Origin of the sequence: Mesorhizobium sp. M0088 (assembly GCF_040322895.1) — a bacterium.
Taxonomy (GTDB): Bacteria; Pseudomonadota; Alphaproteobacteria; order Rhizobiales; family Rhizobiaceae; genus Mesorhizobium.
Window position 1 is genome coordinate 160,304 of record NZ_JAMYUI010000017.1, and the last position, 17,874, is coordinate 178,177.

Annotated in this window: 23 protein-coding genes; 5 read left to right on the top strand and 18 right to left on the bottom strand. The window is 64.0% G+C overall.

Translation table 11 applies throughout. From position 1 onward, the window contains the following. Positions 1-212 precede the first annotated feature (212 nt). The 9 genes from NKJ67_RS21495 to ureC all read right to left on the bottom strand — a co-directional run bounded on the left by NKJ67_RS21495 (position 213) and on the right by ureC (position 6,852). The gene (locus NKJ67_RS21495) at positions 213-980 is read right to left on the bottom strand and encodes a class II aldolase and adducin N-terminal domain-containing protein (RefSeq protein WP_352582919.1); all 768 of its coding nucleotides are present in this window, start codon (positions 978-980) and stop codon (positions 213-215) included. 82 nt (positions 981-1,062) lie between these two features. Further along, positions 1,063-1,707 carry an urease accessory protein UreG gene (ureG, locus tag NKJ67_RS21500; protein WP_352582921.1) on the bottom strand — a complete coding sequence of 215 codons (645 nt, stop codon included), beginning with the start codon at positions 1,705-1,707 and terminating at the stop codon, positions 1,063-1,065. Continuing rightward, a complete protein-coding gene (locus NKJ67_RS21505) occupies positions 1,704-2,144 on the bottom strand; it encodes a DUF3995 domain-containing protein (protein WP_352582923.1) in 441 nt (146 codons plus the stop codon). Before NKJ67_RS21505 ends, ureG begins: the two co-directional genes overlap by 4 nt. Further along, positions 2,141-2,812: an urease accessory protein UreF gene (locus NKJ67_RS21510; protein ID WP_352582953.1), complete on the bottom strand. Its 672-nt coding sequence runs from the start codon at positions 2,810-2,812 to the stop codon at positions 2,141-2,143. Before NKJ67_RS21510 ends, NKJ67_RS21505 begins: the two co-directional genes overlap by 4 nt. Further along, a complete protein-coding gene (locus tag NKJ67_RS21515) occupies positions 2,805-3,398 on the bottom strand; it encodes an urease accessory protein UreE (RefSeq protein WP_352582925.1) in 594 nt (197 codons plus the stop codon). The genes NKJ67_RS21510 and NKJ67_RS21515 overlap by 8 nt, the downstream gene beginning before the upstream one ends. Next, on the bottom strand, positions 3,395-4,000 hold the full coding sequence (locus NKJ67_RS21520; protein WP_352582926.1) for a glutathione S-transferase family protein: 606 nt from the start codon (positions 3,998-4,000) through the stop codon (positions 3,395-3,397). Before NKJ67_RS21520 ends, NKJ67_RS21515 begins: the two co-directional genes overlap by 4 nt. 44 nt (positions 4,001-4,044) lie before the next feature. Next, positions 4,045-4,638: a hypothetical protein gene (locus NKJ67_RS21525; RefSeq protein ID WP_224697243.1), complete on the bottom strand. Its 594-nt coding sequence runs from the start codon at positions 4,636-4,638 to the stop codon at positions 4,045-4,047. Between the two features lie 34 nt (positions 4,639-4,672). Then, positions 4,673-5,107, bottom strand: coding sequence for a YfbO family protein (locus NKJ67_RS21530; protein WP_352582928.1), 435 nt, complete (start codon positions 5,105-5,107; stop codon positions 4,673-4,675). A 32-nt stretch (positions 5,108-5,139) separates the two neighbouring features. Then, on the bottom strand, positions 5,140-6,852 hold the full coding sequence (gene ureC / locus NKJ67_RS21535) for an urease subunit alpha (RefSeq protein WP_502895894.1): 1,713 nt from the start codon (positions 6,850-6,852) through the stop codon (positions 5,140-5,142). Between the two features lie 167 nt (positions 6,853-7,019). Between ureC and NKJ67_RS21540 the strand changes: the two genes are divergently transcribed. Continuing rightward, the gene (locus NKJ67_RS21540; protein WP_127383078.1) at positions 7,020-7,403 is read left to right on the top strand and encodes a hypothetical protein; all 384 of its coding nucleotides are present in this window, start codon (positions 7,020-7,022) and stop codon (positions 7,401-7,403) included. A gap of 129 nt (positions 7,404-7,532) precedes the next feature. Further along, on the top strand, positions 7,533-8,021 hold the full coding sequence (locus NKJ67_RS21545; RefSeq protein ID WP_292460366.1) for a hypothetical protein: 489 nt from the start codon (positions 7,533-7,535) through the stop codon (positions 8,019-8,021). A gap of 20 nt (positions 8,022-8,041) precedes the next feature. Here NKJ67_RS21545 and NKJ67_RS21550 read toward each other — a convergent pair whose 3' ends face one another. Genes NKJ67_RS21550 through NKJ67_RS21570 form a run of 5 tightly spaced genes read right to left on the bottom strand, consistent with a single transcriptional unit; the run spans position 8,042 to position 10,412 of the window. Then, entirely contained in the window at positions 8,042-8,347 is a 306-nt protein-coding gene (locus tag NKJ67_RS21550; RefSeq protein ID WP_027040029.1) for an urease subunit beta, read from the bottom strand. An 8-nt stretch (positions 8,348-8,355) separates the two neighbouring features. Then, the gene (locus NKJ67_RS21555) at positions 8,356-8,943 is read right to left on the bottom strand and encodes a HupE/UreJ family protein (RefSeq protein ID WP_352582931.1); all 588 of its coding nucleotides are present in this window, start codon (positions 8,941-8,943) and stop codon (positions 8,356-8,358) included. Between the two features lie 33 nt (positions 8,944-8,976). Continuing rightward, positions 8,977-9,231: a DUF1272 domain-containing protein gene (locus tag NKJ67_RS21560; protein WP_352582933.1), complete on the bottom strand. Its 255-nt coding sequence runs from the start codon at positions 9,229-9,231 to the stop codon at positions 8,977-8,979. 10 nt (positions 9,232-9,241) lie between these two features. Continuing rightward, entirely contained in the window at positions 9,242-9,544 is a 303-nt protein-coding gene (locus NKJ67_RS21565) for an urease subunit gamma (RefSeq protein WP_015314510.1), read from the bottom strand. Positions 9,545-9,572: 28 nt separating this feature from the next. After that, complete coding sequence (locus NKJ67_RS21570; RefSeq protein ID WP_256746557.1) at positions 9,573-10,412, bottom strand: urease accessory protein UreD; 840 nt, start codon at positions 10,410-10,412, stop codon at positions 9,573-9,575. Between the two features lie 222 nt (positions 10,413-10,634). On the opposite strand from NKJ67_RS21570, the gene NKJ67_RS21575 reads away from it, so the two are divergent. The 3 genes from NKJ67_RS21575 to NKJ67_RS21585 all read left to right on the top strand — a co-directional run bounded on the left by NKJ67_RS21575 (position 10,635) and on the right by NKJ67_RS21585 (position 12,968). Next, complete coding sequence (locus tag NKJ67_RS21575) at positions 10,635-10,889, top strand: acyl carrier protein (RefSeq protein WP_013528393.1); 255 nt, start codon at positions 10,635-10,637, stop codon at positions 10,887-10,889. 5 nt (positions 10,890-10,894) lie between these two features. Further along, a complete protein-coding gene (locus NKJ67_RS21580) occupies positions 10,895-12,103 on the top strand; it encodes a beta-ketoacyl-[acyl-carrier-protein] synthase family protein (protein ID WP_352582935.1) in 1,209 nt (402 codons plus the stop codon). Positions 12,104-12,263: 160 nt separating this feature from the next. After that, entirely contained in the window at positions 12,264-12,968 is a 705-nt protein-coding gene (locus NKJ67_RS21585) for a glutathione S-transferase N-terminal domain-containing protein (RefSeq protein ID WP_352582937.1), read from the top strand. A gap of 23 nt (positions 12,969-12,991) precedes the next feature. On the opposite strand, the gene NKJ67_RS21590 is transcribed toward NKJ67_RS21585, so the two are convergent. From NKJ67_RS21590 to NKJ67_RS21605, 4 genes are all read right to left on the bottom strand, one after another. Continuing rightward, positions 12,992-13,339, bottom strand: a complete 348-nt coding sequence (locus NKJ67_RS21590) for a hypothetical protein (protein WP_352582939.1) — start codon at positions 13,337-13,339, stop codon at positions 12,992-12,994. Between the two features lie 85 nt (positions 13,340-13,424). Beyond that, complete coding sequence (locus NKJ67_RS21595) at positions 13,425-14,045, bottom strand: nucleoside triphosphate hydrolase (protein ID WP_352582941.1); 621 nt, start codon at positions 14,043-14,045, stop codon at positions 13,425-13,427. A gap of 354 nt (positions 14,046-14,399) precedes the next feature. Further along, positions 14,400-15,500 (bottom strand): hypothetical protein, encoded by a 1,101-nt coding sequence (locus NKJ67_RS21600; RefSeq protein ID WP_352582943.1) that lies wholly within the window; start codon positions 15,498-15,500, stop codon positions 14,400-14,402. A gap of 345 nt (positions 15,501-15,845) precedes the next feature. Then, a complete protein-coding gene (locus NKJ67_RS21605) occupies positions 15,846-17,660 on the bottom strand; it encodes a methyl-accepting chemotaxis protein (protein WP_352582945.1) in 1,815 nt (604 codons plus the stop codon). Positions 17,661-17,874: the final 214 nt, after the last annotated feature.

Genomic DNA, 17,874 nt, shown 5'->3' on the forward strand with positions numbered 1-17,874 from the left:
TAAGAGCGTCCTTCTCCCCGTCACTATACGGGGAGAAGTGCCCGGCAGGGCGATGAGGGGCGGCGCCGCGATTGACAATGAAGGCGCTTTCCATGGCGTATTGAGATCACGGTCAGGCCGAGTTTTGGTTCGTCCCACACTTTCGGGGCTTGCGCCGCCCCTCATCCGCCTGCCGGCACCTTCTCCCCGTATAGTGACGGGGAGAAGGGTCCTCAATTCCGGTAGGCCGGTTCCTGCTCGTCTAGGATCGCCTTCAACTCGCTGAGATGGCGTTCGGCCTGGCCGGGATAGTCGTCCATCTCGCTCGCCGCCTTTTCGGCGATCGCGTCGGAAAGCGTGCGCAGCGGGCGGCCGGTCCACAGCGCCTTGATGTAGGTCTCGGCGGCGCGCTCGAAATAGAACATGCGGTTGAAGGCATCGGCGACCGTGTCGCCGATGACCAGCACGCCGTGGTTGCCCATCACCATCACCTTGACCTTGGGATCGACGAGAAGCTGCGAGCAGCGCTCGCCCTCCTCCTCGAAGGCCAGCCCGCCATAATGCGCGTCCACGACATGGCGGTTGAAGAACATCGCCGAATTCTGGTCGATCGGCGGCAGTGTCGAGTCAGCGAGCGATGCCAGCACCGTGGCGTGGATCGAGTGCACATGCATGACGCAGCGCGCGTGGCGCACATTGCGATGGATGGCGCCGTGCAGTCCCCATGCCGTCGGGTCGGGTGCGTTCGGCCCCGAAAGCGTTTCTGGATCGTTGGCATCGATCATCAGAAGGTCGCTCGCCTTGATGCGCGAGAAATGCACCTGGTTGGGGTTCATCAGGAACTGTGTGCCGGCATCATTGACGGCCAGCGAGAAATGATTGGCCACCGCCTCGTGCATGTTGAGCCGTGCCGTCCAGCGGAAGGCGCAGGCGAGATCGACGCGCTCCTCATAGAAGGGCAGGTTGGTCAGCGTTTCCTTTTGCAGGCGGGCGATGCTCATCCTAAAATCCTCCGGTTTCGGCAAGAATGCCGTGGCCAGTCGCTCCCCGCAACCGGTTTTGGTTGGTGCAGGGATAGCTGTCTCACGCCGCCGTGCTGGCAGCGGCAGCGCCGGTCCGCAGACCGCCATGCTCGATGATGAAATCGATCACCTCCTGCAGCCCCTTGCCGCGCGACAGGTCGGTGAAGCCAAACGGCCGTTTTCCGCGCATGCGGCCGGCGTCGCTCTCCATGACATCGAGGTTGACGTTCACGTAGGGAGCCAGATCGCTCTTGTTGATCACCAGGAAATCGGAGCGGGTGATCGCCGGCCCGCCCTTGCGCGGAATCTCCTCGCCCTGGCAAACCGAGATGACATAGAGCGTCAGGTCGGCGAGGTCAGGCGAGAAGGTCGCGGCAAGATTGTCGCCGCCGGATTCGATGAAGACGATGTCGAGATCCGGGAATTTCCTGTTCATTTCGGCGATTGCCTGCAGATTGATCGACGCATCCTCGCGGATGGCGGTGTGCGGGCAGCCGCCGGTCTCGACACCCATGATGCGGTCCTCGGGCAGTGCCTGCAGCCGCGCCAGCATCATGGCGTCCTCCTTGGTATAGATGTCGTTGGTGACGACGGCGATGGAAAACTCGTCGCGCAGCGCCTTGCAAAGTTTTTCGGTCAGCGTCGTCTTGCCCGAACCGACCGGGCCGCCAATGCCGACGCGCAGCGGGCCATTTGTCTGTGTCATGTCGGAAACTCCGTGATGGCGAGGATGGCAAAGCCGAGCCCGATCAGCAGGCACAGCGGCGAGTAATAGCGCAGGTCGAGCCGCGCGAAAGGTTGTTCCGGCGCCAGCCGCCGCCACCATGGCGTGAAGCCGGCTATGCCGCGACCCAGGAACACCAGGCCGATGAGCAGCGAAGTGGCGGCGAGGCCTTCCCGGGGAAAGGGCGAGGCAAAGACGCCCATGAGCGCCAGCGGCCATAGTGTCGCGAGGCACAGGCACGCGGCAACGGCGAAACTGGCAAACGGCGTCGGCATTTCATCGACGCCGCGAAAGCCGACAACGGCGCGGGCGCAGGAGGCCGCATCCTGGCCCGGCCAGATGCCGCCAAGACCCCAATAGACATGCAGCGCGGTGATCAGCAGCAGAGCAAGGGAGAGCGAGAAAGCGAGAAAAATCATGAGCGGAACAGTCGCGAATACTGGGTTTCATGCTTCATCGCCATGACATCGGAGACGAAGGCGCAGCCGCCGAGATCGTCCAATGTCGAGCGCGCAGCGCGGCTTGCGGTCGCCAGCGCCAGCGGCTCGAAGCCGGCTAACAACGCGGTCGCGCCGCTCTGGCCGACGATGCCAAGGCGGATCGCCGCCTGGGCGAGGTTGGAGAAGAAGGTTTGCAGGAAGGCTGACAGCGCATCCTGAAGCGCAATTGAATTGCCGCCGGCAACAGCGCCGACGGCGACGCAATAGGCGCATTCAGCCGGCAGCCGTTTCAGCACCGGATTTGGCCAGGCCGCCGCCGCTTTGAGGAAGGCGGCACCCTGCAGCATGGTCTCGGTATGGCGTTCGCGCGAGCCGGCCAGCGCCTCGGCGAGTGCCGCCACTTCATCGAGATCACCGGTGCCGCGTGCCCGGCGCCAGCTCTCGGCGAACAGCACGGCGTCGTTCCAGCCCGAACCGATCTCGACAAGCGTTTCCAGCCAGCCGGTCAGGCTCCCGGCATCGGCAACCAGCCCGTCATGCACCGCGCGCTCGAGACCATGGCTGTAGGAAAAGCCGCCGACCGGAAAGGCAGGCGACAGCCACGCCATCAGCCGCAGCAGGGCGATGTTCGAAGGCTGGTCAGTCATGGTCGTGGTGATGGCCGGCGTGACTGTGCGAATGGGCATGCGCTTCGTCATGAGAATGGCTGTGCGCTTCGGCGTGGCTGTGGGCATGCGCATGGCCGTGATCGTGGCTTTGCCCGCCATGCCCGGAATAGGCGCCGCGCACCGGCTTGAACGGTTCGGAAACGTCGGCCACCGTGGCGCCGAGCCCCTCCAGCATCGCCTTGATGACATGGTCGCGCAGGATGAGGATGCGACCGGCCTCGATGCTTGCTGCGAGATGGCGGTTGCCGATGTGCCAGGCGAGCTCGGCCAGATGCACGCCGTCGCGGGCGCGGATGTCATAAACCTCTTCCGGCGCCGCGATGATCTCGACATGGCCGCCATCCTCCAGCACCAGCCGGTCGCCATCGTTCAAGGCGACGGGTTCGGGCAGGTCGACCAGCACCTTGCTGCCGTCAGCAAGCTCGATGGCGCGGCGGCGCAGATGCCGCTCGTCATGGGCGAGAATGGCCCGGCCTGACGGTAGGGTGGTTCCGGCATTGCCGGCGGACAGTACGGAGACGGCGCGCGGGAATTTGGTGAAGTCGGTGTTGAGGTTGAGCTTCATTTCATGGATCCCCCATTTGCTTGCGCCCGTGCACGGGCGGGCCGTGCCAGCACGCGGTCGAAATAGGCGTTGACGCGCTCGGAGTCGATCGGGAATCGGCCGGCGCGAGCCCAGCCGCCCATGTCGCCGAGCAGCACATCGACAGCGGAAAACCGATCGCCGAGCGCAAACGGTTTGTCGCCCAGCCGCCTCTCCAGCGCCTTCAGTTCCGAGGCAAAATCGTAAGCCGCCGCAGGACCGACATCGACGCGCACATCCCTAGGCAGCAGGAAGCGATGGCGCAATTTGTTCCACAGCGGCGCTTCCAACTCGCTCTGGGCAAAATGCATCCAGGAATCCATCTCGGCCCGGCCGGCGACACCCGGATTGGCGCCCATTCCCTTGTCCGCGTGCTTGTCGGCGAGATAAACGCAGATCGCCGCCGAATCCGTCACCGTCAGCTCGCCGTCGATGAGGATCGGCACCTTGCCCGATGGGTTGAGCGCATAGGCTTCCGGCGAGCGCAGATGAACCTCGACGAATTCATAGGGCTGCCCGAGCTCCTCCAGCATCCAGAGAACGCGGCTGACCCGGGATCCGCGCGATCCAACGGCCTTGTACATGTCGAACCCTGCCTTTCTCCAACAAGCTAGACCATCGCGTTCGTTCAGACGATGGTGTCGAAGAGCCGCAGGATGAACGATATCTGGTAGATAAGCGCCGCCGTGACAAAGGCGATGTGGAAGCGGCGGTCGCGCACCAGGATCGCGACGATACACAGCGCAACGAAGACCGGCGTGCGGAACAGATACTCGCTGCCGAAGCGGGCGAAATGCTCCGGCCCTTTCAGCAGCGTGTCGATCACATCGAGCAGGTATGTCGCCGCCAGCAGGCCGAAGAACCACGCCCGGCGCGAATAGAAGAAATCCTCGTAGCTGGTGTAGTCCAGCATCGAATCGGGAAACAAAAGCGCGCACAGCAGGAACAGCGTGATCGCGTAGAAGATGATGAACAGGTACTTGCCGAAGGTCCAGGTTTCGATGGCGTAGAGGCCGAACTCCCACCACCAGAAATGCACCAGCATCAGGAGCACCGAGACGACCCAGGCCAGATGCACGGTATAGAGCTTGTACTGGCCAGGATGCTGGACGATGCGCGCCACCCCCGACAGCAGGCGGGCGACGCCAAGCCCGATCACCATGCCCATGACGATGCGGATGTGCGGGAAGATGTCGTGGGCGGAGGCGATTTCGGTGGCCATGCGTGTGTCTTACCAACTGCTTCGACAATTTCGGCTAATCATACCAAAGCCACAGCTTTCGGTAGCCGGCCGGAAATTCAATCTGCTCGGCGGGCAGGTGATCGACATCTCCTTCCCAGGTTTCGTCCGGCTCGAAGCCTGATGGCAGCCAGCCAATCACATGTTCTTCGCTGGCGCGCGTTGTAATGACGACTTTGTCAGAGAATGGCCATTCTCCATCATCGCACTGCACGATTGCTATCCGTACATCGTGAACTTCGGGCTTTTTCCATATCGACTGAAATGTAGCCAGAACAGTATCATTGTCCGGTGCCTCCGGGCTGTTGCACAGCAATCCGGCTTCGCCTTGAGCCCCATCGAAATATTCCTCCAGTGCAACAAGCGGCATGGAGAGCGGGGCAATGCCGCCATTGTATTTTTGCAGCGCGCCCATCCTCGAAATTAAGGCAAGTTTCTTTTGCTCGTCCATGATGGGTCCGATACGTCGTGGGCGCAGTAATCCTAAAACAGAAAATACCGCTGCGCCATCGGCAGCACCGTCGCCGGCTCGCAGGTCAAAAGCTCACCGTCGGCACGCACCTCATAGGTTTCGGGATCGACCTCGACATGCGGCGTGGCGTCGTTGAGCACCATCGAATGCTTGCCGATGCCGCCGCGGGTGTTTTCGACGGCGACGAACTGCTTGTCGACGCCGAGCCTGCCATGCAGCCCCGACTCGAGCGCTGCCTTGGAAACGAAGGTCACCGATGAGTTGGTTCGCGCCTTGCCATAGGCGCCGAACATCGGCCGGTAGTGCATCGGCTGCGGCGTCGGGATCGAGGCATTGGGGTCGCCCATCGGGGCTGCGGCGATCATGCCGCCGATCAGCACCATGTCCGGCTTGACGCCGAAGAAGGCCGGGTTCCACAGCACCAGGTCGGCGCGCTTGCCGACCGCGATCGAGCCGATGTCCCTGGACAGCCCATGCGCGATGGCCGGGTTGATCGTGTATTTGGCGATGTAGCGGCGGACGCGGAAATTGTCGTTGTTGCCGGTCTCCTGCGGCAGCGAGCCGCGCTGGCGCTTCATCTTGTCGGCGGTCTGCCAGGTGCGGATCGCGACTTCGCCGACGCGGCCCATGGCCTGGCTGTCCGACGAGATGATCGAGAAGGCGCCGATGTCGTGCAAGATGTCTTCGGCCGCGATGGTCTCCTTGCGGATGCGGCTTTCGGCAAAGGCGATGTCTTCGGGGATCGACGGCGACAAATGATGGCAAACCATCAGCATGTCGAGATGCTCGGCCAGGGTGTTGACCGTGTAGGGCCGCGTCGGGTTGGTCGAGGACGGGATGACGTTGGGCAGGCCGCAGACCTTGATGATGTCAGGCGCGTGGCCGCCGCCGGCGCCCTCGGTGTGGAAGGCGTGGATGGTGCGGCCCTTGATCGCCGCGACCGTGTTCTCGACAAAGCCGGATTCGTTCAGCGTGTCGGTGTGGATCATCACCTGCACATCGTAGTCGTCGGCGACCGACAGGCAGCAGTCGATGGCCGCCGGCGTCGTGCCCCAGTCCTCGTGCAGCTTCAGCGAACAGGCGCCGCCCAGCACCATTTCCTCAAGCGCGGCGGGCAGTGAGGCATTGCCCTTGCCCGACAGGCCGATGTTCATCGGGAAGGCATCGAAGGACTGGATCATGCGGGCCATGTGCCATGGTCCCGGCGTACAGGTGGTGGCCAGCGTGCCGTGCGCCGGACCGGTGCCGCCGCCGAGCATGGTGGTGATGCCTGACATCAGCGCTTCCTCGATCTGCTGCGGGCAGATGAAGTGGATATGCGCATCGAAGCCGCCTGCCGTCAGGATCTTGCCTTCGCCGGCGATGATCTCGGTGCCCGGACCGATGATGATGGTGACACCGTCCTGGGTGTCCGGATTGCCGGCCTTGCCGATGGCCGCGATACGGCCGTCGCGAAGCCCGATATCGGCCTTGAAGATGCCGGCGCTGGCGTCCACCACCAGCGCGTTGGTGATCACGGTATCGACGGCGCCCTGGGCTCGGGAAACCTGACTCTGGCCCATGCCGTCGCGGATCACCTTGCCGCCGCCGAATTTCACCTCTTCGCCATGGATGGTGAGATCCTTCTCGACCTCGATGAACAGTTCGGTGTCGGCAAGGCGCACTCTGTCGCCGACCGTTGGGCCATACATCTGCGCATAGGCGGCGCGGGTAATTCTGGCCATCAGCGATTGCTCCTGACATGCGGTTGGATTGAAGCGGTGCTGCACATTGCTGCCATCCTATGGTCACGCAATGACCCGCTGGGCGACACCTTCTGATCCCATTTGGCGGTTGAGGTTAGGGGGTCACCCCAGACCGACCGTTTGCCAATCGATGGAAAGGAAAATCCATGCGCAAAACGATAATTCTTGCCGCCGCAGCCAGCCTGATGCTGGCGGGCGCCGCCAGTGCCCAGCAGCAACCCGCGCCACAGCCCGCTCCGGCGCCGGCAACGCCTGCTCCAGCCACGCCCCAGGCTCAGCCTGCGGTGCCGACGATCCAGAGCGTCAACATCGTCGACATCACCGAGTTGCCAAAGGACACCCAGACGCAGGTCAACCAGGTGATCGCCCAGCGCGGCGATGACGGCTTGAAGAAACTGCGCAGCTCGATCGATGCCACACCCAAGGTGAAGTCGGCGCTGGAGGCCAAGGGAATGACCTCTGCGCAGGTGGTCGCGGCCAGCATGGAACCCAATGGCGCACTGACCTTGATCACCAAGAAGGCGAGCTGACGAGACGGCACGGCGGGCCGGCATTCGGCCGGTCGGCCGGATCGGGAAAGGAACCTTCGCCGGGCGGCATTCGTTTTGTTCTTTTCGCGCTAACCCGCGTCCCGAAACGACTTCTCTCAGGAGCGAGCGATGGCGATCACTTCTTTCTCGACCGGAATGCGGGCAGTCGCCGCCACGGCCTTCCTGGCGGCTGCCGGTCCTGCTACCGGATTGAAGGCGCAAGGGCTCGAAAGCACGGAGACCGTCAACCGCATCGTCGGCTCGCAGGTCAAGCAGGAAGAGGCCAAGGCCACCGCTGAGGCCCGCAGCGTCAACACGGCGATCGACCGCACGCGTGAAAACATCGGTACGGTGCGCAAGACGTCCAAGCTCGACAAGGTCGACATCGTGTTCCTCACCGACGCCGCGCGCAGCGAAGGTGGCCCGCCGCCGGAGATCGAAAGCAAGGTCAAGCAGCATCAGGACGACATCACGGAGCTGCGCAAGGAGATCGAGGCCAACGCGCTGCTGTTCAACGCCATCGAATCGCGGCGCGTGCAGGCGCAGGATGTCCTTGCCGTCGAATTCGGCGATCCCGGAAAGATCGTCATCTACGCCGCGGCCAAGCCATCGAACTAAGCTGAGCGCGCCGGAAGATCTCACAGCTTGCCCATCACCTTCTGCTGAAATCCGTAGACCTCGCGTTTGCCGCCGAGCGGCACCAGCGTGACGTCGCGCTCCTGGCCCGGCTCGAAACGCATGGCCGTGCCTGCGGCAATGTCGAGACGCATGCCCCTGGCGCGCTCGCGGTCGAATTTCAGCCCCTCATTGGTCTCGAAGAAATGGTAGTGGCTACCGACCTGGATCGGCCGGTCGCCGCTGTTGGCGACTTTCAGGGTGACGGTCGGCAGGCCCTTGTTGAGCTCGATGTCGCCGCCCACCGTGATGATTTCACCAGGGATCATGGTCACCCTCACACGATGCCGAAGGCGAGGCCGACGCCGATCGCCGCACAGGCGGCACCGGCAGCACGGGCCAGGCTCCGGAACCGGATGCCGAGACCGAGACCGGCGGCGATGCCGGTGGCATGCAGCAACAGCGTGGCGATGGCAAAGCCGGCCATGTATTCAAGCCCGCCGGCATTCTCCGGCACCTCGGTGCCATGCGCGTGGCCGTGGAACAGCGCGAACAGGCCGATGATGGCGACCCCGGCCGAGACCGGCAGATCGATCGCCAGCGCCACCAGCAGCCCGAGCGTCACGACCGATGCCAGTATGCCCGGTTCGACGAAGGGCAGCGGCATGTGCAGCATGCCCAGCGCGCCGCCAACCAGCATGACGCCGACAAAGGCCGCCGGCCAGGCAAGAACCGCCTTGCCGCCCTTGAGCGCCGCCCACAGCCCGACCGCGACCATCACCGTCATGTGATCGAGCCCGGAAAGCGGGTGCATGAAGCCGGCCGTGAAGGAGGAGGCCGTGCCGATGCCAACATGAGCATAGGCCGGCATGGCAGCGGCCAGCAGCAGGATCGCCGACAGGCAGAGGCGTTTGGCAGGGATCATTCTATTTGCCTTTCGTTTTGCTCGGTCTGGTGTTTACGCCGCCTTGCTGGGACCGCAGCCTTCAGCCTTGAGAACGCGTCTGCTCGACGCCGGATATTTCTTCAGCATCGCTGGCGGGCGGGTCGGCCGCGCCGAAAAACCACCGCCGCAATTGGGGCAGATGCCGCCCAACACCTGTTCCACGCATCCGGCGCAAAAGGTGCACTCGAAGGTGCAGATCAGCGCATCCGTCGCCTCCGGCGGCAGGTCCTTGTCGCAGCATTCGCAGTTGGGACGCAGCTCCAGCATCCTGTCCTCCTCAACGGATCGGTTCGTGCACGGTCACCAGCTTGGTGCCGTCGGGAAAAGTCGCCTCGACCTGCACGTCATGGATCATCTCGGCGATGCCTTCCATGACTTGCGCGCGGCTGACGACATGAGCGCCGGCTTCCATCAGTTCGGCGACCGGACGGCCGTCGCGGGCGCCTTCGACGACGAAGTCGGTGATCAGCGCGATCGCTTCCGGATGGTTGAGCTTGACGCCGCGTTCGAGCCGCTTGCGCGCCACGATCGCCGCCATGGCGATCAGCAGCTTGTCCTTTTCCCTCGGCGTCAGGTTCATGCGTTTCCCTGGATTGGTAGAGACAGGCCTATAGTGACCATAATTTGGGCAACCCCGCCCTTCCGTTGAGCAATTCGACGAGTGGAACCAGCCGCTGGCGCAGCCGGTAGCCGTCCCCGGCGTAGAGCCTCGCAAGAAGCTTGCCAGATTTCTTCACGCTCCAGACGCTGGCGCTGCCGTGGTCGCCGACGATCTCCAGAACCCGGTCGAGCAGGGCCTCGGCGCGTGGCGACACCAGAAGCAGCGTCGCCACCGCAATCGCGCCGCCGGCAACCGCCGGGCGGTCGAGCGTGGCGGCGATATCGGGTCCGATGCGGAAATCCTCGGCATGAATGAGGGCGCCATCCTGGCGCACACGCCAGCGGTCATGGAAGTTGCCCTGCGTGGCGCGTTCGCCCATCGCCAGGCGGCCGAAGACGGCGGCTTCCAGCACCAGCGCCTCGGCGCCGGCGGCAAGCTCGACGTCGAGCGTGCGGACAAAGGCCGCCCGGTCGAAGACGATGGTTTCCTGCGGCAGCCAGGCGATGCGGCCGTTTTCCCCGACCGACAAATTGACCCGCACTTCGGCACGGTCGGATGCCGCCCGGTAGATCTTCTCGCAAGCCTGGGTGGTGATCGATGCCGAAGCGGCCGCGCCGACATCCACGTCCCAGGCGATACGGTCGCCGCCGGTCATCCCGCCGGCGGTGTTGATCAGCACCGCCTCAAACGGATCGGCCGAGACGGCCGGCATTCTTATCTTGGCGGCGCCGTCCTGATAGAGGCGCCGCAGGCGCGTGCGGCCCTCGCTGAGCGCGCAGGAAAGCCGCGCGACGCCCGCAACGCGCTGCGTCGAAATCCCGCCATGTTCGCCGCTAGGTTCGCCCATATCCATGCCTGCACGTTAAGCACTCCGTCGGCTTTGTCGATATGGAGTTCGATATAGCTTGTTGCTTGACAACGTTTCGGTTTCTATAGAGGGAACCACCTTGGTACGGTCATGCTGCGCTTGGCGGGGGCATTAAACGACGACGGCGGCTTGATACCAGGAGAAAAAGGGGCGCTGCTCAGTTGGCGTCGGGAAACGTCGAGATAGTGGGGAAGGAACCGAATGGCCGACCAGCTGGCAACGGATATCATCGCGAAGATCAAGGCTCATGCCGAGCCGGGCGGCGAAGAAATCACCACCACCACCGAATTGACCTCGCTTGGCATCCATTCGCTCGAGCTGACGGAGATTATCTTCGATCTTGAGGAAGAGTATGGCATCGAGATCGAGATGAACACGGTCGACGCCTGGAGCAATCTGAAGAACGTCGGCGACATGGTCGAAGCTGTGCGCGCGCTGATCGCGAAAAAAGCCTGAACTGAATGCGGCAGCGCGTTGTCATCACCGGCATGGGCGGCATTTGCGGGCTCGGCACCAGCGCGCCCGCGATCTGGAACGAGATGCGCGCCGGCCGCTCGGCCATCGGCCAGATCACAAGTCCCCAACTGCATGATTTGAAGGTCAAGGTCGGCTGCGAAATCAAGGCGCTTCCCGATCACGGAATCGACCGCAAGCAGACCGTGTCGATGGACCGCTTCAGCCTGCTGGCGACCATCGCAGCCAAGGAAGCCATGCAGCAGTCCGGCCTGGTTTCGAACGAGAACACCACCTATCGGATGGGCACCGTCGTCGGTGTCGGCGTCTGCGGCTGGGAGGCGATCGAAGAGAGCTATCGCGCCATTTTGGTCGAGGGCAAGAACCGCGCCGGTATCTTCACCGTGCCAAAGGTCATGCCAAGCGCGGCCTCCGGCCATGTCAGCATGAATCTGGGCCTGCGCGGGCCGGTCTTCGGCGTCACCTCTGCCTGCTCCTCATCCAACCACGCCATCGCCTCGGCCGTCGACCAGATCAGGCTTGGCCGGGCCGATGTGATGGTCGCCGGCGGCACCGATGCGCCGCTGGTTTGGGGCATCCTGAAGGGCTGGGAAGCATTGCGCGTGCTGGCGCCCGATACCTGCCGGCCATTCTCGGCGGATCGCCAGGGCCTGTCGCTCGGCGAGGGCGCCGGCATGGCGGTCCTGGAAACCTACGAGCATGCCATGGCGCGCGGCGCCACCATCCTTGCCGAGGTCGCCGGCGCCGGCCTCTCCGCCGATGCCTCCGACATTGTCGCGCCGACCGTCGAAGGGCCGACAGCGGCCATGCGCGCCTGCCTGGCCGATGCCGGCTTCAATCCCGAGGATGTCGACTACCTCAACGCCCATGGCACCGGCACCAAGGCCAACGACCAGATCGAGACGGCAGCGATCAAGCGCGTCTTCGGCGACCATGCCTACAAGCTTTCGGTGTCGTCGACCAAGTCGATGCACGCCCATTGCCTCGGCGCATCGGGGGCGCTGGAGATGATCGCCTGCGTGATGGCGATCCGCGAAGGCATGGTGCCGCCGACGGCCAATTTTCGCGAGGCCGATCCCGATTGCGACCTCGACGTCACGCCGAACGTGCCTCGCGAGCGCAAGGTGCGCGCCGCGATCAGCAACGGCTTCGCGTTCGGCGGCACCAATGCCGTGCTGGCCTTCAAGGCCGTCTGATCTAAGGGGCGCGCGATCTGCCTCAGGCAGACCATTCCGTTGATTGTTCGTGCACGACGAAACCTTCACCGCCATATTGATCGTGCCGTGCGCCGCGTCTAATCCTTGGCCGACCCGCCAAGACCGCGCCGCTCGGCGCGAACCCCATTCAGGAGTTTCCATGGCAGACCTGTCCGTCTTTCCGATCGCAACGCGTTGGCCGGCCAAGCATCCGGACCAGCTCCAGCTCTATTCGGCGACAACGCCGAACGGCGTGAAGATATCGATCGCCCTGGAGGAGCTCGGCCTGCCCTATGAGCCGCATCTGGTCAACATCGGCAAGAACGAAAGCTGGACACCGGAATTCCTGTCGCTCAATCCCAACGGCAAGATACCGGCGATCATCGATCCGAACGGTCCGGACGGCAAGCCGATCGGCCTGTTCGAATCCGGCGCCATCCTGCTCTACCTCGCCGAAAAGACCGGCCTGCTCATGCCCATCGATGCCGCGCGCCGCTACGAGACCATCCAGTGGGTGTTCTTCCAGATGGCTTCGGTCGGGCCGATGTTCGGCCAGGTCGGCTTCTTCCACAAATTCGCCGGTCGCGAGATCGCCGACAAACGCCCGCTGGAGCGTTATCGCGACGAGTCAAAGCGACTGCTCGGTGTGCTCGACGGCAGGCTGAAGGGGCGCAAGTGGATCATGGGCAATGACTACACCATCGCCGACATCTCGCTGCTCGGCTGGGTGCGCAACCTGATCGGATTTTACGAAGCGCGCGAACTCGTCGGCTTCGACGATTTCGTCAATGTCCCGACATGGCTGGAGCGCGGCCTGGCGCGGCCAGCGGTGCAGAAAGGCCTGGCTATCCCCGCCAAGGGATAGCCGAACCAGCCTCCGAAGCGCGGCTATTTTGCCTTCGCTTTGGCCTTCGAACCGCCTTTGCCCATAACGGAAGCAGCGAGCGACGCGGCTCCGCGGGCGGCGACCATGACGGCGCCGGCAGCGACGTTGGCCGTCGCCTTGGCCGTGCGCACCGCACTGCCGCCCAGCGAATCGCTGGAACTTGCGGGCTTCTTCGGCTTTGCGGCTTTTGGCGCGGCTTTCGCCGCAGCCGGCACCACTTTCTTCGGAGCTGACTTGCCAAAGGCCGGCTTGGCGTCTTTCGAACGGGCCGTCATCGCCGGGCCTGCGCCGGCCTTGGATTGGGTCGCCTTGCCCTTGGCGGGCGCGGGCTTGTTTGCCTTGGTTGCCATTGGACCGAATCCCTCTTCTGGCACAATTGCCGTGTCGGGATAACGGCCTGAAAGTCTTAAGGTTCCCCTTGCGCAATCCGTCGAATCAAGCAGAAAGGCCGATCACCAGATCGGCAGCCCGGCGCCGCGCGAGCACGCGTTCGATGTTGGGCAGGTCGTTGGACGCGATCCAGGCGCGCGCATCCGCATCGGAGCGGCCATGTCCGTGCCAGCGCTCCATCAGCCGGCGCTCGAGTTCGTTGCGCGGCACGTCGACGAAGATCGAGAAATCGAACAGCGGCGCCAGCCGCGACCACGGCTCTTCGTCGAGCAGCAGATAGTTGCCCTCGACCAGGATGAACTTGGTTTCCGTGGCGACGATCGAGGCGGCGGCGCGCGAGAGTTCCATGCTGCGGTCGAAGACCGGGATGGCGATGTCGGGTTCGCCGGCCCGGATACGCTTCAGCAGGGCCTCAAACCCGGCGAAGTCGAAGGTTTCCGGCGCGCCCTTGCGCGCGCGCAGGCCGCGCCGCTCGAGCACCGCGTCGTCAAAGTGGAAGCCATCCATCGGCACGACCTCCGAAGCCCCTTCGGGCAGCAACTCATGCAGCCTTGCCGACAGCGTCGACTTGCCGGAGCCCGGCGGACCGGCAATGGCCACGATGAAGCGGTTTGCCTTGCCGGCGCGCTTGAAGATGGTGGCGGCGAGATGGGCGATTTCGGACATGAGAGCCTCGCTTGCCTGGATGATCGGCACGATAATTTCCGCTGTATCTTGTCGGCAGTTGGCGGAAATTTCAAATCGGGATTTGAGCTATTGGAGGCGGTCTTTTGCCAAAGTTGGCGGCGCCCCTCATCGCCCTGCCGGGCACTTCTCCCCGTATAGTGACGGGGAGAAGGGGCCAGCCGCAATCTCGGCGCCTACTCTGTAACGCTGGTAGTTGGCGAAATCGGTGATGAGAGCACCCCTCTCCCCGTCACTATACGGGGAGAGGGGTGCCGGCAGGCAGGTGAGGGGCGGCGCCAACTTTGGCAATTGATGGGAACCCTTGAACGAACAGAAGTCAGCTGTGCTGTTCGTTCAGGCAGCCACAGGCTGGCCAATGCGCAGGAAATCGCTGTCGAAGGGAACCTCCCGCGCCGCGCCGCCCGTCACCAGTCGTATGCGGCCATCCGCCGTCGTGACTGCTTGCGGTGGCTCGCCGCCGGACAGCGGTATGGCGCCGATGACATGGCGAAAGGAAACGCTTTGGCTTTCGCCCAGCGCAAAGGCGGTCGCTACCCCTTCGCGCCTCAGCCAGTTGTCGCCGATCGAGGCGGCATGGCCGACGGCGGCGCGGCCATCCTCGATGCCGAGCACGCCCAGGTGGCGACCGCTCCAGGGCGCGTAGTCGCGCCCGCCATTACTGAGCCACAGCATGGTGATCGGCAGTTCGGCCGGGTTCTTCAGCACCAGCACCAGATCGTCTTCGGCCTCTCGTGCAAGCGCGGTCCAGCCCGGCCCGCCATGATCCGCCTCGACCAGCGTGAGGAAATCCTCGCGGCGGTCGTCCATGCGGTATTCCGTCAGGTCGAGCGTACCGCCGCCGGCGGCGGGGAATTGGCTGAGATCGGCGGATCGTGCCGGATAGGCCAGCAGGAAGCGGCCGCGTGCGGGATCCGGCTCCAGCGGATCCTCCAGCGTCGCGGCAAACCGCTTCGGCGAAAAGGCCAGCCTGCCGCCGCCCGTCATCGCCGTCATCGGGTGATGCGCGACCGAGATCGCACCATGGCCACCGGAAAACTCATGCTCCTGGTAGAGGAAGGGATGGCCGTCGCGCAGCGTCAGGATCTTGTCGACCGTTGCGCCCATCACCTTGTGGCGCAAGCGGAAGACCGCGCGCCAGCCATCATCCGTTGCGGCACTTTCGGCGATGTCCCAGGCGCTGTTGGCCGGCCAGCCATGCAGCGGCGCCTCCTCGACATCGCTGCGCGAAAACGGCGCGCAGAGAAAATCGCCGGACAGCCGAACCGTACCTTCCGGCAAATTGTCCGGCAGCGTCTCATTCGCATCGACCCAGGGCGCGCGGTGCAGCGGCTTCAGCTGCCGCCCACCACCCTCGACGACCATGTCGGCGATGTGGCCGACCGTGAGGTCGAGCAAAACCGAAATGCCTCGGGCCTTGATGGTCTGGATGGTCATCGCGCTCTCACCGATTCTGCAGGCGCAAACTGGCCTGTTCGGCGGCACTTGCGCAAGCACCGCGACAGGCATTTTGCATCAGTTCTCACCCTCCCACATCGCATATGGATTCTTTCGAAGAGGACCCCCACCCTAACCCTCCCCACAAGGGGGAGGGAACGCTGTCGCGTGCCTTAATTGTTCTTTCTTTGGCGCCGAAAAGACAGGCGACTAGCCTGGGTCGGCGCCAACGGAAGTCTCCCTCCCCCTTGTGGGGAGGGGTTAGGGGTGGGGGTCCGTGCCGGGCAGACATCTCAAGAATTCCACGTGCGATAGCCCTCCCCACAAGGGGGAGGGTGAGCGCAGCTACTGCCGCTTGTATTCCCGCACCGGCGACTTGGTGCCGTCGGTGTAGGTGACCTGCACCGACATCGATTTCACGCTGTCGGCGACCTTGAAATAGGGCTGGTAGTCGTAGGGGATGGCGTAAGGGTCCTTCTTGTCGCAACGCGGCATCTTGATCTCCTTGTCGAGCGCCGCGCCGTTCAGGCTGTAGTGCACCTGTTTGATGGCGCAGCGGTAGGACAGCATCTGGGTGAAATAGACCAGCCCGTGATTGCCGCTGGCATCGAAGGCGATCCACGAGGTCCAGAACTGGTCGAGGATCTGCTTGTTGCCCTGCTGGAGTGCCGCCTCCGGGTCGAAGCGGATGTCGAACGGGCCGGTCTCGCGGCCCCTGATGTCGAGATATTTGATCGCGATGATGCCGGCCACGGTGCTGTCGGGCATCTCGAAGCTCGGATTGGCCATCGGCTTGCCGGTGGTCTGGTCGTTCATGGCCAGGAAACCGGTGTCGGTGAACGGACCGCTGTCGCCCATGCGCCACGAGATGGCGGTCGCCGGCTCCGGCAGCGAGATGGTCATCGACCAGCCCTGGTTCGAGCGCATCGGCGTCAGCGAAGGCACGAAGCGGGCGGGATCGAGCACGTCGCCGAGTGCGGCCAGCCGGCTGCGGCTGCGGTCCAGCCAGTCGGCCAGCTGCGTCTGGTCGACGAAATATGTGAGCAGCCCGCCATCCTTCTCGTAGGACGTGAACTTGGTCAGCGCCTTGGCCTCGTTGCGCTTGTCGGCCAGCGTCTGGGCGCCGAGCCGGTCTTCCGAAAACTCGTGCGCCAAAAGGAAATAGGCCGGCGCGAAATCCGCGTTGGCGGCGATGAAGGCGTTGAGCTTGTCGAGACGCTGGGCGTCGTCGAACTGCTGGATATGCACCAGCTTGATCGACAGCGCCTTGCCCTTGTCGGCAAGCGCGCCGAACACTTCGCGGGCGCCGGCCTTGCCGTCCTGCACCCGAAGCAGCGTGGCAAAGCGCGTGTAGGGATCGATGGCGTCGACATCGAAGCCGGCAAAGGCAAGGTAGGAGCGCCGCGCGTTGAGCATGTCGCCGGAAAGCTCGTATACGCGGGCATTGTGGTAGAACTCGTCCGGCCGCTTCGGCTCGGCGATCGCCCCGCCTTGTACGGCCAAGGCGGCAAAGCCCTTGGCGATGGTGTCGATCGAGGCGGCGATCTGCTGCGTCGTTTCTTGCAGCTTCTCGGTCCGGGCCTGCTGCTGCGCCTGGCCGGCGGCCAGCGTCTCGGTCTGCTTCTTCACCTCGTCGGTGGTCTTCTGCACCTCCGCCGTCTGCTGCGTCTGCTGCCGCTGGGCGTTAGCGATCTCGTCGGCCTTTTTCGCCACCGTATCGGTCGACTGCTTGACCTGTTCGACCGTCTTTTGCGTCTGCGTGACGGTCTGCTCGATCCTGGCCACTTTTTCGGACACGATGCCCATCGACTGCTGCAGCCCGGCAATGGCCGGCACCAGGCTGGCGATCACCCCGTTCTGGGCGTTGGTCTGCTGCTGCAGGCCGTAGACGCCGCCGGCGACGGCCGCCGCCGTGGTGGCGAAGATCAAGGCCGGCAGCGCTCTGGCCGCCAGCACCAGCCTGAGCACGATGGCAATGGCGATGATGATTGCGGCCACCGCGGCGATCAGCGCGATATAGGCGGCGAACGGCGCCAGCGGATTGAGGATGTCTGATACCGCACCTCCGATAAAGGCGACGCTGCCGGCCCATTTGCCGGTGCGGCTGAGCGATGCCCTGATAAGCGAGGGCGCAGCGCCCCCGGCCCCGATATTCGTCATGCCAAGCCCCCAAGCCCTGAGATACCACGCCCCTTCCCACGGGAAACGCGGCCCTGGCAAGGAAAGACACGGGAAACGGGCGTTTTCGGGGCGGCTTCGCAGGCTTGGGTTCCTCGCCCCCACCAATGTGGGGGAGAGCGACTATCTGGGGTGTCAAGTTGCAATTACGAACTCGTTGCGCGCATCGCGTGCTTTTGCATTGAGGATGACCAGG

Bases quoted from the DNA above. Each gene is read 5' to 3' on its own strand.
- NKJ67_RS21495 (WP_352582919.1), bottom strand. From the start codon at position 980: ATGAGCATCGCCCGCCTGCAAAAGGAAACGCTGACCAACCTGCCCTTC.
- ureG (WP_352582921.1), bottom strand. From the start codon at position 1,707: ATGACACAGACAAATGGCCCGCTGCGCGTCGGCATTGGCGGCCCGGTC.
- NKJ67_RS21505 (WP_352582923.1), bottom strand. From the start codon at position 2,144: ATGATTTTTCTCGCTTTCTCGCTCTCCCTTGCTCTGCTGCTGATCACC.
- NKJ67_RS21510 (WP_352582953.1), bottom strand. From the start codon at position 2,812: ATGACTGACCAGCCTTCGAACATCGCCCTGCTGCGGCTGATGGCGTGG.
- NKJ67_RS21515 (WP_352582925.1), bottom strand. From the start codon at position 3,398: ATGAAGCTCAACCTCAACACCGACTTCACCAAATTCCCGCGCGCCGTC.
- NKJ67_RS21520 (WP_352582926.1), bottom strand. From the start codon at position 4,000: ATGTACAAGGCCGTTGGATCGCGCGGATCCCGGGTCAGCCGCGTTCTC.
- NKJ67_RS21525 (WP_224697243.1), bottom strand. From the start codon at position 4,638: ATGGCCACCGAAATCGCCTCCGCCCACGACATCTTCCCGCACATCCGC.
- NKJ67_RS21530 (WP_352582928.1), bottom strand. From the start codon at position 5,107: ATGGACGAGCAAAAGAAACTTGCCTTAATTTCGAGGATGGGCGCGCTG.
- ureC (WP_502895894.1), bottom strand. From the start codon at position 6,852: ATGGCCAGAATTACCCGCGCCGCCTATGCGCAGATGTATGGCCCAACG.
- NKJ67_RS21540 (WP_127383078.1), top strand. From the start codon at position 7,020: ATGCGCAAAACGATAATTCTTGCCGCCGCAGCCAGCCTGATGCTGGCG.
- NKJ67_RS21545 (WP_292460366.1), top strand. From the start codon at position 7,533: ATGGCGATCACTTCTTTCTCGACCGGAATGCGGGCAGTCGCCGCCACG.
- NKJ67_RS21550 (WP_027040029.1), bottom strand. From the start codon at position 8,347: ATGATCCCTGGTGAAATCATCACGGTGGGCGGCGACATCGAGCTCAAC.
- NKJ67_RS21555 (WP_352582931.1), bottom strand. From the start codon at position 8,943: ATGATCCCTGCCAAACGCCTCTGCCTGTCGGCGATCCTGCTGCTGGCC.
- NKJ67_RS21560 (WP_352582933.1), bottom strand. From the start codon at position 9,231: ATGCTGGAGCTGCGTCCCAACTGCGAATGCTGCGACAAGGACCTGCCG.
- NKJ67_RS21565 (WP_015314510.1), bottom strand. From the start codon at position 9,544: ATGAACCTGACGCCGAGGGAAAAGGACAAGCTGCTGATCGCCATGGCG.
- NKJ67_RS21570 (WP_256746557.1), bottom strand. From the start codon at position 10,412: ATGGGCGAACCTAGCGGCGAACATGGCGGGATTTCGACGCAGCGCGTT.
- NKJ67_RS21575 (WP_013528393.1), top strand. From the start codon at position 10,635: ATGGCCGACCAGCTGGCAACGGATATCATCGCGAAGATCAAGGCTCAT.
- NKJ67_RS21580 (WP_352582935.1), top strand. From the start codon at position 10,895: ATGCGGCAGCGCGTTGTCATCACCGGCATGGGCGGCATTTGCGGGCTC.
- NKJ67_RS21585 (WP_352582937.1), top strand. From the start codon at position 12,264: ATGGCAGACCTGTCCGTCTTTCCGATCGCAACGCGTTGGCCGGCCAAG.
- NKJ67_RS21590 (WP_352582939.1), bottom strand. From the start codon at position 13,339: ATGGCAACCAAGGCAAACAAGCCCGCGCCCGCCAAGGGCAAGGCGACC.
- NKJ67_RS21595 (WP_352582941.1), bottom strand. From the start codon at position 14,045: ATGTCCGAAATCGCCCATCTCGCCGCCACCATCTTCAAGCGCGCCGGC.
- NKJ67_RS21600 (WP_352582943.1), bottom strand. From the start codon at position 15,500: ATGACCATCCAGACCATCAAGGCCCGAGGCATTTCGGTTTTGCTCGAC.
- NKJ67_RS21605 (WP_352582945.1), bottom strand. From the start codon at position 17,660: ATGACGAATATCGGGGCCGGGGGCGCTGCGCCCTCGCTTATCAGGGCA.